This window comes from Meridianimaribacter flavus (genome assembly GCF_004366715.1).
GTDB classification, from domain to species: Bacteria; Bacteroidota; Bacteroidia; order Flavobacteriales; family Flavobacteriaceae; genus Gaetbulibacter_B; species Gaetbulibacter_B jejuensis.
Window position 1 is genome coordinate 46,155 of record NZ_SOQZ01000008.1, and the last position, 13,798, is coordinate 59,952.

General features: G+C 32.2%; 15 protein-coding genes and 2 tRNA genes. 6 read left to right on the forward strand and 11 right to left on the reverse strand.

What is annotated here, in order from left to right; genetic code table 11:
- Positions 1-158: 158 nt before the first annotated feature.
- The 4 genes from A8975_RS13825 (at position 159) to A8975_RS13840 (ending at position 4,841) form a co-directional block, all read left to right on the forward strand.
- Positions 159-2,423, forward strand: coding sequence for an aconitate hydratase (locus A8975_RS13825; RefSeq protein WP_131509034.1), 2,265 nt, complete (start codon positions 159-161; stop codon positions 2,421-2,423).
- 120 nt (positions 2,424-2,543) lie between these two features.
- The gene (locus A8975_RS13830) at positions 2,544-3,215 is read left to right on the forward strand and encodes a Crp/Fnr family transcriptional regulator (protein ID WP_131509035.1); all 672 of its coding nucleotides are present in this window, start codon (positions 2,544-2,546) and stop codon (positions 3,213-3,215) included.
- A 70-nt stretch (positions 3,216-3,285) separates the two neighbouring features.
- On the forward strand, positions 3,286-4,161 hold the full coding sequence (locus A8975_RS13835) for an anti-sigma factor (protein WP_134201253.1): 876 nt from the start codon (positions 3,286-3,288) through the stop codon (positions 4,159-4,161).
- Between the two features lie 116 nt (positions 4,162-4,277).
- Positions 4,278-4,841 (forward strand): TlpA family protein disulfide reductase, encoded by a 564-nt coding sequence (locus A8975_RS13840; protein WP_134201255.1) that lies wholly within the window; start codon positions 4,278-4,280, stop codon positions 4,839-4,841.
- On the opposite strand, the gene A8975_RS13845 is transcribed toward A8975_RS13840, so the two are convergent.
- The 7 genes from A8975_RS13845 to A8975_RS13875 all read right to left on the reverse strand — a co-directional run bounded on the left by A8975_RS13845 (position 4,827) and on the right by A8975_RS13875 (position 9,501).
- Positions 4,827-5,519 (reverse strand): lycopene cyclase domain-containing protein, encoded by a 693-nt coding sequence (locus A8975_RS13845; RefSeq protein ID WP_134201257.1) that lies wholly within the window; start codon positions 5,517-5,519, stop codon positions 4,827-4,829. The two genes, A8975_RS13840 and A8975_RS13845, sit on opposite strands and share 15 nt — an antisense overlap.
- Before the next feature lie 3 nt (positions 5,520-5,522).
- Positions 5,523-5,972: a sterol desaturase family protein gene (locus tag A8975_RS13850; protein ID WP_131509039.1), complete on the reverse strand. Its 450-nt coding sequence runs from the start codon at positions 5,970-5,972 to the stop codon at positions 5,523-5,525.
- Positions 5,973-5,983: 11 nt separating this feature from the next.
- The gene (locus tag A8975_RS13855) at positions 5,984-6,823 is read right to left on the reverse strand and encodes a phytoene/squalene synthase family protein (RefSeq protein WP_129761773.1); all 840 of its coding nucleotides are present in this window, start codon (positions 6,821-6,823) and stop codon (positions 5,984-5,986) included.
- A 2-nt stretch (positions 6,824-6,825) separates the two neighbouring features.
- Positions 6,826-8,292 carry a phytoene desaturase family protein gene (locus A8975_RS13860; RefSeq protein ID WP_131509040.1) on the reverse strand — a complete coding sequence of 489 codons (1,467 nt, stop codon included), beginning with the start codon at positions 8,290-8,292 and terminating at the stop codon, positions 6,826-6,828.
- Between the two features lie 45 nt (positions 8,293-8,337).
- Complete coding sequence (locus A8975_RS13865; protein WP_131509041.1) at positions 8,338-9,231, reverse strand: MerR family transcriptional regulator; 894 nt, start codon at positions 9,229-9,231, stop codon at positions 8,338-8,340.
- 53 nt (positions 9,232-9,284) lie between these two features.
- Positions 9,285-9,370: transfer RNA gene (locus A8975_RS13870), tRNA-Leu, on the reverse strand.
- 58 nt (positions 9,371-9,428) lie between these two features.
- Positions 9,429-9,501: transfer RNA gene (locus A8975_RS13875), tRNA-Lys, on the reverse strand.
- A gap of 131 nt (positions 9,502-9,632) precedes the next feature.
- On the opposite strand from A8975_RS13875, the gene A8975_RS13880 reads away from it, so the two are divergent.
- Positions 9,633-10,154 (forward strand): shikimate kinase, encoded by a 522-nt coding sequence (locus tag A8975_RS13880; RefSeq protein ID WP_134201259.1) that lies wholly within the window; start codon positions 9,633-9,635, stop codon positions 10,152-10,154.
- Here the strand turns inward: A8975_RS13880 and A8975_RS13885 are convergent.
- Complete coding sequence (locus A8975_RS13885; RefSeq protein WP_129761777.1) at positions 10,146-10,649, reverse strand: phosphoribosyltransferase family protein; 504 nt, start codon at positions 10,647-10,649, stop codon at positions 10,146-10,148. The two genes, A8975_RS13880 and A8975_RS13885, sit on opposite strands and share 9 nt — an antisense overlap.
- A 42-nt stretch (positions 10,650-10,691) precedes the next feature.
- The gene (locus A8975_RS13890) at positions 10,692-11,063 is read right to left on the reverse strand and encodes an RNA-binding S4 domain-containing protein (RefSeq protein WP_129761778.1); all 372 of its coding nucleotides are present in this window, start codon (positions 11,061-11,063) and stop codon (positions 10,692-10,694) included.
- A 137-nt stretch (positions 11,064-11,200) separates the two neighbouring features.
- Between A8975_RS13890 and A8975_RS13895 the strand changes: the two genes are divergently transcribed.
- Positions 11,201-12,145 (forward strand): FKBP-type peptidyl-prolyl cis-trans isomerase, encoded by a 945-nt coding sequence (locus A8975_RS13895; RefSeq protein ID WP_134201261.1) that lies wholly within the window; start codon positions 11,201-11,203, stop codon positions 12,143-12,145.
- Positions 12,146-12,200: 55 nt separating this feature from the next.
- Here A8975_RS13895 and A8975_RS13900 read toward each other — a convergent pair whose 3' ends face one another.
- Together A8975_RS13900 and A8975_RS13905 are read right to left on the reverse strand one after the other, a co-directional pair.
- A complete protein-coding gene (locus A8975_RS13900; RefSeq protein WP_129761781.1) occupies positions 12,201-12,788 on the reverse strand; it encodes a porin family protein in 588 nt (195 codons plus the stop codon).
- Positions 12,789-12,842: 54 nt separating this feature from the next.
- Positions 12,843-13,796, reverse strand: coding sequence for a transketolase family protein (locus tag A8975_RS13905; RefSeq protein WP_134201263.1), 954 nt, complete (start codon positions 13,794-13,796; stop codon positions 12,843-12,845).
- Between the last annotated feature and the right edge of the window lie 2 nt (positions 13,797-13,798).

Genomic DNA, 13,798 nt, shown 5'->3' on the forward strand with positions numbered 1-13,798 from the left:
ATTAAATTATCGCTACTTCGTTATGGTTGCAGTATTATGCTTTAAAGGTAATGTAACTTATAACAAATCTAAATTAAAGTGATATCTTACTTAAATAAAAAGACGTGTCACTTTTTTTTAATAATTTTAATACGTAAACACTATAAAAGAAGATTTATATGGCATTTGATATTGACATGATTAAAAAGGTTTATACTAATATGGCTGAACGTGTAGATAAAGCACGTGAAGTTGTAGGTAAACCATTAACACTATCTGAAAAGATTTTATATTCTCACCTTTGGGATGGTAGTCCAGAAAAAGCCTTTGTAAGAGGTAAAGATTATGTAGATTTTGCTCCAGACCGTATTGCTTGTCAAGATGCAACAGCGCAAATGGCTTTATTACAGTTTATGCAAGCTGGTAAAGACAAAGTTGCTGTACCTACAACTGTACATTGCGATCACTTAATTCAAGCAAAGCAAGGAGCAGCTGCCGATTTAAAACGAGCAAATGAAACGAGTAGTGAAGTATTCGACTTTTTAGCCTCTGTATCAAATAAGTATGGAATTGGCTTTTGGAAACCTGGAGCTGGAATTATCCATCAAGTAGTCTTAGAAAATTATGCATTTCCGGGAGGAATGATGATTGGTACTGATTCGCATACTGTAAATGCAGGAGGATTAGGTATGGTTGCCATTGGAGTTGGAGGTGCTGATGCTGTAGATGTAATGGCAGGTATGGCTTGGGAATTAAAATTTCCAAAGTTGATTGGTGTTAAATTAACAGGTAAATTATCTGGATGGACAGCACCAAAAGATGTGATTTTAAAAGTAGCTGAAATACTTACTGTAAAAGGTGGTACTGGAGCTATTGTAGAATATTTTGGTCCTGGTGCGACTTCTATGTCTTGTACAGGAAAAGGAACTATCTGTAATATGGGAGCTGAAATAGGTGCAACAACCTCTACGTTTGGTTATGATGAGTCTATGGAGCGTTACTTGCGTGCTACTGATAGAGAAGATGTAGCTGACGAAGCTAATAAAGTAAAAGCACATTTAACAGCAGATCCTGAAGTGTATGCTAACCCTGAGCAATATTTCGATCAAGTTATTGAAATTAATTTGTCAGAGTTGTTACCACACTTAAATGGGCCTTTTACTCCAGATTTAGCTACAGAAGTAGGAACAATGACTGAAAAAGCTAAAGCAAACGATTGGCCTATGAAGGTAGAATGGGGATTAATTGGTTCTTGTACAAACTCGTCTTATGAAGATTTATCAAGAGCATCCTCTATTGCGCAACAAGCTTTAGATAAAAAATTAAAAACAAAAGCTGAATTTGGAATTAATCCAGGTTCTGAGCAAGTACGATATACAACTGAGCGCGATGGTATCTTAGAGATTTTTGAAAAACTAGATGCTACTATTTTTACTAACGCATGTGGACCATGTATTGGTCAGTGGGCTCGTTATGAAGACCCTAAGAATGCGCCTAAAAACAGTATTGTGCATTCGTTTAACCGTAATTTTGCTAAGCGTGCTGATGGTAACCCAAATACACATGCATTTGTAGCATCGCCTGAAATGACTGCTGCTATTGCTATTGCAGGACGTTTAGATTTTAATCCATTGACTGATAAATTAATCAATGAAGATGGGGAAGAAGTGATGTTAGATGAACCAACAGGATGGGAATTACCACCTAAAGGTTTTGAGGTAAAAGAAAATGGATACGTAGAGCCATTAGCAGACGGAAGTGGAGTAGAGGTAATTGTATCTCCAACATCTGAACGTCTAGAACTTTTAACGCCATTTAAGCCAATTGGAGATGAAATTAAAGGTGCAAAGTTATTAATCAAAGCACATGGAAAATGTACAACAGATCATATTTCTATGGCTGGACCTTGGTTGCGTTTTCGTGGACACCTAGATAATATCTCTAATAACTGTTTAATTGGTGCTGTAAATGCATTCAATATGAAAACAAACATGGTTAAAAGTCAAATTACTGGAGATTATGCAGGTGTTCCTGATACACAACGTGAATATAAAGCTAAAGGCATTAAAACGATTGTAGTTGGAGATCATAACTATGGAGAAGGTTCTTCTCGTGAGCATGCTGCAATGGAACCAAGACATCTTGGTGTTGCTGCTGTAATTGTGAAATCTTTTGCGCGTATTCATGAAACCAACTTGAAAAAGCAAGGTATGTTAGGATTAACTTTTGCGAATGAAGCTGATTACGATTTAATTCAGGAAGATGATACGTTTAACTTCTTAGATTTAAACGAGTTTGCTCCTGACAAGCAATTAACTATTGAAGTTGTTCATGCAGATGGTAGTAAAGACACTATAAAAGTGAATCACACCTATAACGAGGCACAAATTGCATGGTATAAAGCGGGTTCTGCATTAAACCTAATTGCTGCAGAAAACGCATAAACATTAATGAAATGAATACTAAAACTCCTGAAGGTTCTTCAGGAGTTTTTTTGTTTTGTATGTAAGGATAAAGCAAGTGCTTTCGACTGAATTTGATAACTAACACAATTCAAGTATATTATGAAATCAGTTTGGTTTTTCGAGGATGTTAACTTGTTTAAAATACTGTGTCCTCATAAGTTTAAAGCATATAGAAAATCTCACGAGTTTACTTCTTATAAAAAGCAAGATTATATCTATTTTGAAGCTGATAATTCTAACAAGGTATTTCTTATAGAAAAAGGTAAAGTAAAGATTGGTTATTACAGCGAATCAGGAGACGAAGTAGTAAAAGCTATTTTAACTAAAGGAGAGTTGTTTGGAGAAAAAGCCATTTTGGGAGAACGAATGCGAGATGAGTTTGCTCAGTCTATAGACAATGAAACGTCTATTTGTCCAATAGGTGTCGATACTATGCATACTTTAATGCGAGATAATGAAACTTTTAGTTTTAGAGTGTATAAACTTATTGGATTTAGGTTTAAGAAACTAGAAAGACGTTTGCAGTTGTTATTATTTAAAGACTCAAAAACTAGACTTATGGAGTTTTTAGAGGAATTGTGTGATGAGTATGGTTATGACTGTAAAGACACAGGAAATAGAGTGATAAAACATCCATACACCCAAAAAGATATGGCGTCACTTATAGGAACTTCTAGACCAACACTAAATGTGCTTTTAAACGAATTGAAAGAAGAACATTTAATTGATTTCAATAGAAAAGAGATAAGATTATTGAAAAAAATTGCCTAATGTTAGCTAGCTAACATTTTATAATTTGTAGCTCTTTTAATTTTGGCATATAACCTTAAAAATTTATGCAATGATTAAAAGAATGTTTTTAGCAGTAGTACTGCTTTCAGTGTTAGTGGTGTCGTGTAGTGATGATGACGATAATACTACAAATCCAAATTCGAATTTAACGTTAAACCTTAACGGATTGGAAGCTTTAGGTGACGATTATGTTTATGAAGGCTGGATTATTGTTGATGGTCAACCAGTATCAACAGGAACTTTTTCTAGTGTTACTTTTCCACAAACGTTTTCAGTTAACACCATGCAATTAAATGAAGCAACGATGTTTGTATTGTCTATTGAACCAGCTGTTGATCCTGATCCTGCTCCAGCAGCAACAAAAATTTTAGCTGGTGCTTTTACTGGAGATTTGGCAATGGTGGATAGTAATAGTATAGTTGGTGACTTTAGTGCAGCTTCTGGTACTTATATTTTAGCAACACCAACAGATATGGATGATACTAATGAAGCTAGTGGTGTGTGGTTTTTAGACAATTCAAGTGGAAGTCCTATGACAGGTTTAAACTTACCAACATTACAAGATGGTTGGAAATATGAAGGTTGGGCAGTAATAGATGGAACTCCTGTAAGTACAGGTACTTTTACATCGGTTGATGATTTTGATGATAACGCAACAACATCACCTTTTAAAGGAGATTCGGGAGATGGACCAAGTTACCCAGGAGAAGATTATTTACAAAATGCACCTGCTGGATTAACTTTTCCAACAGATTTAAGAGGAACAACAGTAGTTGTTTCGGTTGAACCTTTTCCAGACAATAGCTCAATGCCATTTACGCTAAAGCCATTAGCTCACATGGTTCCAAATGATGCTATGACACATACAGTAATTAATTTAGGAGATGGACCTGTTGCTAGTTTATCAGGTTCTGTTACAAGATAATTTATAGTTTAGAGTTTAATTAATTTATAGATTTGAAGCATGGTTTCAATTATGAGGCTGTGCTTTTCTTGTGTTTGGATATTCTATTTTACCTTTGAAAAAATATACAACAGCAAATGACATTTAGAAAACTTAAAATAAGCAACATTGTTTTTTTAGTAATAATAGTTTTAATGCTTATTCCTCAAACAAGGCAACCTATTCAAGTAGCAATTCAATCTGTGATTTCAAAGTTTAGTCCTTCGGTTATTGATAAAGAAGACCGAAAAAAAATAGAGTATTCTAGTTGGAACTTAAGAGATTTAAATGGCAACGAGTTTAATTTTAAGGACGCTAAAGGTAAAGTGGTGTTTATAAATCTTTGGGCAACTTGGTGTCCTCCTTGTATTGCAGAATTTCAGTCTATTCAAGATTTGTATAATGATTATAACGAAAGCGTTGTATTTTTATTAGTTTCAGATGAATCTCCTGAAGTCATTAATGCGTTCTTAGATAAAAAAGGGTATAATATTCAAATTTTTAATCCTTTGACCAAGTATCCTGAAGGTCTTAGTTCAAGAAGTATTCCTAGAACATTTATTGTAGATAAAGAAGGATATCTTGTGGTTGATAAAAGTGGAGCTGCTGATTGGAACAGTGATAAGGTTCGTGAACAGTTAGACGAATTACTTATTAAGTAATTTTGACTGGAAAAACTCAGTTAACACTAAGTTGGTTAAAATTAAGGTAAAAGCATAAATACTGTCTTCAATAGGTATTGTAAAAAGTCTTATACCCAAATTTTCAGCATCATTATACCAAACCACTTCGTTTTCAATACAACTTCCTGTTAAAATTCCATTCACAATAAAAAAAGGAATAAGCATCACTATAAAGGTTAAATAGTAGGTTCTAAGTAATTGTAAATTATACTTTATAACTAACAAAAGAAGTATTACAGCATAACTAAAATTAACAAGAGTGTACCATTTGCTGTAAAAGAATATGCTCAAAAATAAAAAGAGTATAATTAAACAGTAACTAAGTTTTTTAGTAAAACCTTCAGATAGTTTTTTGTGTGGAAAGTAATATAAAAGTGAATGGTGAGTAAACACACATGCATACGGAATACAAATAAAAAACAGCCATTCTTCAATAGGCAAACCAAGAAATTTTTGTCCTAAAAAATAGGTGTCGTTAAAACCCCAAAAACCATTTTGTGTAAATAATACATCCCAAGGAATGTAAAACAGCATAGTTATAACTATTGAAATAGCTAATGATTTCCAGTATTTATAAAACTTTAATTTAGGGTGAAAACTAAATAAAAAAGGAATAGATAACGAACCAATATTAAGAAGTAGGTATAAGTAGTTCATAAATTACTTTTTGAAATACTTAAAAGGAACAAACAGCATTCCAAAGCATTCTCCATCACTTTTTCCTAAGTGTTTATGATGCATTTTATGTGCACGACGAATACCTCTAGCGTACCAATTGTTAGCATTTCTAAAGAGCTTAAATCGCTGATGAATAAAAATATCATGGACTATAAAATAGGTAGCTCCATAAGCAAAAATACCTAAGCCAATAGGTAAGCAAAACCAAACGTTTTCATAGCTCCATAAATAAAAGCAAACAATGCTTACAGCTGCGTAAAACAAAAAGAAAGCATCATTGCGTTCAAACCAACTGTCATGATCTTTTCTGTGATGATCTTTGTGCAAATGCCATAAAAACCCATGCATGATGTATTTATGGGTAAACCACGCCATAAATTCCATAAAGCAAAATGTGCCTAAGAAAACTAATATCCAGTAAAGTGTTTGCATCGTTTTTAAAGTTACAATAAATTCAATTGATATTTAACATAACTCCTAGTTAAGAGTTCAATTTTTTTAGAATTTGAAACCCTAATACGTGTAGACTTTATTTTGAGTGCAGGTGTTTTCTTGAGCTTTTTTAATAATTGGCTGTAATATCTGTAAGCCATGAATACACCAAATTTAGCCTCAATTGGTAACTGTTTTATACCTTCCAAACCTTTGCTAAAATCTTCTTCAATATCATTAATTATATCTTGTTTTGATTGCTCGTCAAGTTTAGATAAATCAGCATTAGGAAAATAGCTTCTGTTTAAATCTTCAAAATCGGCCTTTAAGTCTCTTAAGAAATTTACTTTTTGAAAAGCAGAACCCAAACTCATAGCACTATCTTTAAGTTTTTGGTATTTCTCTTCATCACCTTTAACAAATACCTTTAAGCACATTAACCCAACAACATCAGCAGAACCATAGATGTATTCTTTAAACTCGTCTTGTGTTAAATAATCTGTTTTATGTAAATCCATTTTCATGCTTTTCATAAAAGCAGTGACAAGAGCTTTATCGATATTGTATTTATGATACGTTTCTTGAAACGCATTTAAAATAGGGTTCAAGCTAATTTTATTGTGTATTGCTAGTTCTAGGTCTTTTTCAAACCAATGAAACAAAAACTCTTTATTGTAGTCATGAAAAGAATCTACAATCTCATCAGCAAACCTTACAAAACCATAAATGTTGTAAATGTCTTGACGAATGGATTTAGCAAGCATTTTTGTTGCTAATGAAAAAGAAGTGCTGTACGTTTTAGTGGTGATTTTACTGCACTCATGAGAAACAGTGTCAAATAGAGCTTTCATAATTAAAGAGAATGATGTTTGTTTATTAGTTCTGCAGCCAATTTCCCAGATATTAATGATGGTGGAACACCAGGTCCAGGAACGGTAAGTTGTCCAGTAAAATAAAGGTTGTTAACCTTTTTACTTTTTAATTTAGGTCGTAAAAATGCAGTTTGTAATAGCGTATTGGCCATTCCATAGGCATTTCCTTTATAGGAGTTATATTCTGATATAAAATCATTCACACAAAACGACTCTTTAAAAAGAATATCTTCTTTAACCGATTGAGAAGTTAATGCTTCAAATCGATTGATAATTTTATCAAAATAACTACTTCGTAACGCTTCGGTATCCTCAAGCCCTGGAGCTAAAGGTATTAAAAAAATTCCAGCTTCTTTATCATTAGGAGCAGTAGAATTATCAGTTATTGAAGGAAAACTAGCATAGAATAAAGGTTTTTCTGGCCATTTAGGGTTATCATAAATAGCTTCGGCATGTGTGTCAAAGTCCACATCAAAAAACAAAGTATGATGATTTACATTTTTTAGTTTTTTATTAAACCCAACATAAAATAGGAGTGAAGAAGGAGCAAAAGTCTTTTTGGTCCAATAAGCTTCACTATATTGCCTATAGGATTCTTCAAGTAAAGTTTCGGTATGATGATAATCTGCACCACTTAAAACAATATCACAATTAATTATTTTGCTGCTGTTGGTAATAATGGTATTGGCTTTACCATTATCTACGAAAATCTTTTGAATTGGGTTTTCAGTTTTAATAGTAACACCAAGTTCTTTTGCTAGTTTTTCAAGCGCTAATATTACTTGGTACATACCTCCTTTTGGATGAAAGGTGCCTAATCCAAAATCGGCATAATTCATAAAATTATAAAACGAAGGTGTGTCGCTTGGTTTAGCGCCTAAAAATAAAACAGGAAACTCTAGAATTTGTACTAAGCGTTTATTGCTAAATGCTTTTCTAACATCTTTTTTAATAGTACCAAAAAACTGATTTAATTTTTTAGCTGTTTGTAAATTCACAAGCTCTAGAGGAGAAACTCCAGGGTTATATACCAAATCCTTGATGGCAATATTGTAGTTGTCTTCGGCTTGTTGAATGAACTTTTTAAGTTTTTTAGAGCTTCCTGGTTCTTCTTTTTCAAATGCAATACAGATTTTATCTAAAGTATCTTCAATGGTGATAAAATCATTTTTCCCAAAATAAACACTATATGCAGGATTGAGCTTTTCTAATTGATAATAGTCTTTAGGATGCTTATTAAAATCGCTAAAAAAGCGTTCAAACACATCTGGCATCCAATACCATGTTGGACCAATATCAAATGTAAAACCATCTTTTACATATTGTCTAGCTCGACCACCTATGGTCTTATTTTTTTCGTAAATGGTTACGTCATAACCATACTTAGCTAAGTAACATGACGCAGCCAAAGACGAAAACCCAGAACCTATAATTGCAACTTTTTTCATGAATGTTTAACAAATATAAAAAAAGATTAAACAAAATAAAAATATTTATATTGAGTCTACTAAATTTTTAATGGAAGTGTAGCGTTTAATCTTTTTATTAATTGATGATTCGTCTATTTCTAAAGCTAATCTCCCTAAGATATGTAATTTGTTTTCTTTTTTTAATAATGTATTGTAAAAAGAATTGAGATAATTATCAATATTATCTGTATCAGGTTTTATTGTAAAATAGCTTATAAAGTCTACATGATCATAATGAGTCAGTAAATCTTCAAGACTTTTGCTTGGTACGCTTGCACCTAAATAGATAGTTTGATAACCTAATTTTGTAAGTTCAAAATTTACAAACTGTAAACCAAGTTCATGGATTTCATTTTCAGGAAGAAATAAAGCATAAACTCTGTCATGTTTTTTTATTTCAGCAGTTTGAAATTGCTCAGTATTAACTAATATTTTCTGCTTTATCAGTTCAGAAATAAAATGTTCTTGTGCAGGAGTTATTGTATTGGTTTGCCATAGAAAACCAATTTCTTCTAATAAAGGAATAAATACTTCATAGAAAATTTCTGAAAACGTTTTTTCTTCTTCTAAATTCTTAAATGTATTAATGAAAAGAGCTTTGTCAAAGTTTAGTGCAGCTATCTTAAAAGTATTTAAAAGATGGTTTTCATTAGAAGAGATTGCAAGTTCCTTTGCTTTTTCAATAATTTCTTCAGGAGTTAGTTTTGCAATTTTTGAAATCTTTAAACCATTATTGTAAAGAGCAGTAATGTTTAAAAGCTTTTGTAGGCTTTCAATACTGTAAGTTCTAATATTAGTTTCAGTACGGTTGGGAGCTAATAGGTTGTAGCGTTTTTCCCAAATACGTATTGTGTGTGCCTTGATACCCGAAAGGTGTTCAAGGTCTTTGATACTGAATTCGTTTTTAATGTTGTTCATCTTTTACTTAAAAAAACTAAACAAAATTAATAAAAAAGAAGTAATTTAAAAAGTGCGCACGAGAAGACTCGAACTTCCACGACCAAAAACGGTCATTAGGCCCTCAACCTAACGCGTCTACCAATTCCGCCACGTGCGCAAAAATGAAGTGTTCAAAAATAAAAAAAGTTAAGCATTTCGCTTAACTTTTTTTTTAGTGACTTGGCTGGGGCTCGAACCCAGGACCCTCTCCTTAAAAGGGAGATGCTCTACCAACTGAGCTACCAAGTCTGCCGTGTTTCTCTTAACGAGGGTGCAAATATAAAACGATTAATTTATTTTCCAAACCCTTTTTTAGATAAATTTTCGTTTTTTTGCATTTCATAATCTTATGGATTTAATAATCAATTTATAACGTAAAAATGAATTTTTTTTTAATTGGATATATGGGCTCTGGAAAGTCTACTATTGGAAGCAAACTTGCACAAGTTTTAGACTATAATTTTATAGATTTTGATGATTATATTCAATTCAAGGAAAAAAAGACTATTTCTGAAATTTTTCAATCTAAAGGAGAAATTTATTTTAGAAAAATTGAAAACATATATTTAAAGGAGTTAATAGAAGACACGACAAATACTATTATTTCTCTAGGAGGAGGAACTCCGTGTTATGGAAATAACATTGAGCTTATAAAAGCTTCTAAACACGCGAAGAGTATTTATTTAAAGGCGTCTATACCTGTTTTAACTGAGCGATTATTTAATGAAAAGGGAAAACGACCTTTAATTGCTCATATTGATTCAAAAGAAGAGATGGTAGAGTTTATAGGTAAGCATTTATTTGAGCGAACTAATTATTACAATCAATCTGACGCTACAATCCTTACTGATAATAAATCAATAGAAGAAATAACTGAAAAAATTATACTAGAGCTATTTTAAATACGCTTCAAAGTTTTTTCCATCAAGTACAACTTCAACATGCTCTTTTAGAGAAGTAGATAAAGAAATACCTTTAAAATCAGCTTTTACAGGAAACTTCTTATGGTTTCGGTTAACAAGAACAGCAGTTTTAAATTGCTTTAATGGCACGTTTAAAAAATGTTTAACACCATAAATAAGTGTGCTTCCAGAGTTTAAAACATCATCAATAAGAATGATAGATTTATTGGTGTATTCTTCTTCTGAAAGAGATGTTTTTATTTCTGATAACGGATTTTTTTTATCGACAACAACTTTACATAAAGTAGATTTTATATCAGAAATTTTATCAAGATTCGTCTTGAGCTTTTTTGCTAATAAATATCCATTAGTATCAATACCAGCCAAAATAATTTCAGATTCATTTACATTGCTTTCGTAAATTTGATAAGCAATACGTCTTATTTTATGTAAAATTTCTTGATGTGTTAGTATTGTATTTTTAGTGGCTGTCATTTGTAATAGTGTTTTTTCAAAGATAAAGGAGAATTTTCAATACTATTCATTTTCGTCATAAAAATCATCAATATCGCGTCTATCTTTTTTAGTAGGTCTTCCTGTACCTTTTTTACGGTAATAATCCTTAGAATATTTAAGTAGTTCTTGAGCTTCAAAGGCTTCTTTGGGTGTTGTATCAGTTCTATAAATGTCAACTAACTTAGCTCCAACTCTGTTAGGAGGTATATCGTTAACTGTTAATTGATAGTTGATTTGATTTTTTCGCAATTCAATTTTATCACCTATATAAACTTCTCTACTGGGTTTTACTACTTGATCATTTACTTTAATATGACCTTTTTTACATGCTTGTGTTGCAATGCTTCGGGTTTTGTAATATCTAACACTCCACAAGAATTTGTCTATCCGCATATTAAAAATATAAAAACTACGTTAATGTTGTTGTACAAAAATATTATAATATTGTATCTTGCGCTAATAAAAATGAGCAATATAAATTCAGGCAAGAGGTCTTGTTTTTGAATTGATGAAAGAAAAATTTACTATTTATGAAAATTAAAAATTACTGTGCTTTACTTCTAGTTCTGGTTTTAGGTTTTACATCGTGTAAAAAAGATGATGATAATGGTTCTACATTTGTTGAACGAGATAGAACAGAACAACAAGTTGCCGATAGAGATTCCTTGCTAGGGTATTTTGAAACTCATTACTATAATTCTTCAATGTTTGAGACTCCTGGAGATTATTCAATTTCTGATATAGAAATTTCTGAATTACCTATGGACGAAAATGGAAATTATTTAGAAATGCCTGATCCAGAAAACAATACTATGCTAAGTGACCCTGGAGTAATTGAAGTACACACAACAACTTTTGCTGATGTAGAGTATGAATATTATATACTTAGGTTAAACCAAGGAGGAGGAGATGCTCCAAATTTTTGTGATGATGTAAGGGTAAACTATTCTGGTAATATGCAAGATGGAGATGTTTTTGATAGTACTGTAAACCCTACTCAATTAGATTTAGTTAACTTAATTCCTGGATGGAGAAGAGTAATGCCACAATTTAATACAGCTAGTTCTTTTGTTATAAATGGAGATGGAACTGTAACGTATTCAGACTACGGTTTGGGAGTTATGTTTTTACCTTCAGGATTAGCCTATTTTTCTTCACCACCATTTGGTGTGAATTCTTATTCTAATTTAATATTTAAGTTTGCGTTATACCAAACTGAAATTAATGACCATGACGAAGATGGAGTACCAACTTATTTAGAGGACTTAGATAACGACGAAGATATTTTTGATGAAGACACTGATGAAGATGATATTCCTAACTATTTAGATATTGATGATGATGGTGATGGTGTGTTAACGATATATGAGGATATTGATAATGATGGAGACCCAACTAATGATGATACTGATGGAGACGGAATTCCAAATTATTTAGATGAAGATTCAACAGAATCCAATCAAGATGAAGACTAACAAAAAAAAGCCGCTTTTTAAAGCGGCTTTTTTTATAATCTATTTATTTTCTTTTTTATAGAATTAGTGATAAACTTAAGATAAGTTGATCAGGTCTGGTATCAATTCTACTTACAACACCTTCTCCTAAATTGTTTCCAATAAATGTAGCTTCGTTATCACTAAAACCTCTTTCGTATCTTAGATCAATTCCAAACGATTGAAAGCTTAGTCCAATACCAAAGTTTAATCCAACTGAAAAGTCATCCTCAACTTCGCTAATGCTTATGCCATCAAACTCAGTATCCAAGATATATTGTAATGATGGTCCACCAAAAACACTTACAGGTCCTAAAACTTTAACACCAAATAATAGAGGAGCGTCAATTTTCTGCATAGTGAAATCATCGCTATCGTAATCACTTTTAGTACTAGTGTACATCAGCTCAGGTCTGAAGTAAAACTTGTTTCCAATTTTACCAAAAACACCAATATGATAACCTATGTTTCGGTCTGGGTGTTGTGCATTATCACCAATAGATTCAAAATAATCTCCATTGGCATTATAGTTTAGTCCACCTTTAAGACCAAAGCTGTTTCCGTCTTGAGCAAAAGATAAATTAATTGCAAATAACAGAATTGTAGTAATAACTAATTTTTTCATAATATTCGTTTTTTAGATTTGGATTATAGTATCAAAAACGTTGCCAAACGAATATTATTTTCTTTTCATTACTTTTTCAACAGCATTTATAATAGCAGAACTGTTAAGTCCATATTTGTCCATTAGTTGTGCTGGTGTACCAGATTCACCAAAAGTATCTTGAGTAGCAATAAACTCTTGAGGAGTAGGTTCGTTTTCAGCTAAAACTCTAGCTACACTCTCTCCTAAACCACCTAAATAGTTGTGTTCTTCAGCAGTTACAATGCATTTAGTTTTTGCAACTGAATCTAATATTGCTTTTTCGTCAAGAGGTTTTATGGTATGAATATTAATAACTTCAGCCTTGATACCTTTTTCAAAAAGCGCTTTTGAAGCTTCTAATGCTTCCCAAACTAAATGTCCTGTAGCAACAATAGTTACATCGCTTCCTTCAGTAAGATGAATAGCTTTCCCTATTTCAAATTTTTGGTCTTCAGACATAAACACAGGAACTGAAGGTCTACCAAAACGAAGGTAAACAGGTCCATCATGTTCTGCAATAGCTATAGTAGCAGCTTTGGTTTGGTTATAGTCACATGGATTTATAACTGTCATTCCTGGAAGCATTTTCATTAACCCAATGTCTTCTAGTATTTGATGTGTTGCTCCATCTTCGCCTAATGTTAAACCTGCATGCGATGCGCATATTTTTACATTTTTACCAGAATAAGCTATAGATTGACGAATTTGATCGTAAACTCTTCCTGTTGAGAAATTAGCAAAAGTACCAGTAAAAGGAATTTTCCCACCAATAGTTAATCCTGCTGCAATACCCATCATGTTAGCTTCAGCAATTCCTACTTGGAAAAAACGCTCAGGATTTTCCTTAATAAATTGATCCATTTTTAACGAACCAATTAAATCTGCACAAAGTGCAACAACGTTTGGATTTGTTCTACCTAACTCTGCTAGTCCTGCTCCAAAACCACTTCTAGTATCTTTTTTTTCTGTGTATGTATATGTTTTCATTG

Bases quoted from the DNA above. Each gene is read 5' to 3' on its own strand.
- A8975_RS13825 (WP_131509034.1), top strand. From the start codon at position 159: ATGGCATTTGATATTGACATGATTAAAAAGGTTTATACTAATATGGCT.
- A8975_RS13830 (WP_131509035.1), top strand. From the start codon at position 2,544: ATGAAATCAGTTTGGTTTTTCGAGGATGTTAACTTGTTTAAAATACTG.
- A8975_RS13835 (WP_134201253.1), top strand. From the start codon at position 3,286: ATGATTAAAAGAATGTTTTTAGCAGTAGTACTGCTTTCAGTGTTAGTG.
- A8975_RS13840 (WP_134201255.1), top strand. From the start codon at position 4,278: ATGACATTTAGAAAACTTAAAATAAGCAACATTGTTTTTTTAGTAATA.
- A8975_RS13845 (WP_134201257.1), bottom strand. From the start codon at position 5,519: ATGAACTACTTATACCTACTTCTTAATATTGGTTCGTTATCTATTCCT.
- A8975_RS13850 (WP_131509039.1), bottom strand. From the start codon at position 5,972: ATGCAAACACTTTACTGGATATTAGTTTTCTTAGGCACATTTTGCTTT.
- A8975_RS13855 (WP_129761773.1), bottom strand. From the start codon at position 6,823: ATGAAAGCTCTATTTGACACTGTTTCTCATGAGTGCAGTAAAATCACC.
- A8975_RS13860 (WP_131509040.1), bottom strand. From the start codon at position 8,292: ATGAAAAAAGTTGCAATTATAGGTTCTGGGTTTTCGTCTTTGGCTGCG.
- A8975_RS13865 (WP_131509041.1), bottom strand. From the start codon at position 9,231: ATGAACAACATTAAAAACGAATTCAGTATCAAAGACCTTGAACACCTT.
- A8975_RS13880 (WP_134201259.1), top strand. From the start codon at position 9,633: ATGAATTTTTTTTTAATTGGATATATGGGCTCTGGAAAGTCTACTATT.
- A8975_RS13885 (WP_129761777.1), bottom strand. From the start codon at position 10,649: ATGACAGCCACTAAAAATACAATACTAACACATCAAGAAATTTTACAT.
- A8975_RS13890 (WP_129761778.1), bottom strand. From the start codon at position 11,063: ATGCGGATAGACAAATTCTTGTGGAGTGTTAGATATTACAAAACCCGA.
- A8975_RS13895 (WP_134201261.1), top strand. From the start codon at position 11,201: ATGAAAATTAAAAATTACTGTGCTTTACTTCTAGTTCTGGTTTTAGGT.
- A8975_RS13900 (WP_129761781.1), bottom strand. From the start codon at position 12,788: ATGAAAAAATTAGTTATTACTACAATTCTGTTATTTGCAATTAATTTA.
- A8975_RS13905 (WP_134201263.1), bottom strand. From the start codon at position 13,796: ATGAAAACATATACATACACAGAAAAAAAAGATACTAGAAGTGGTTTT.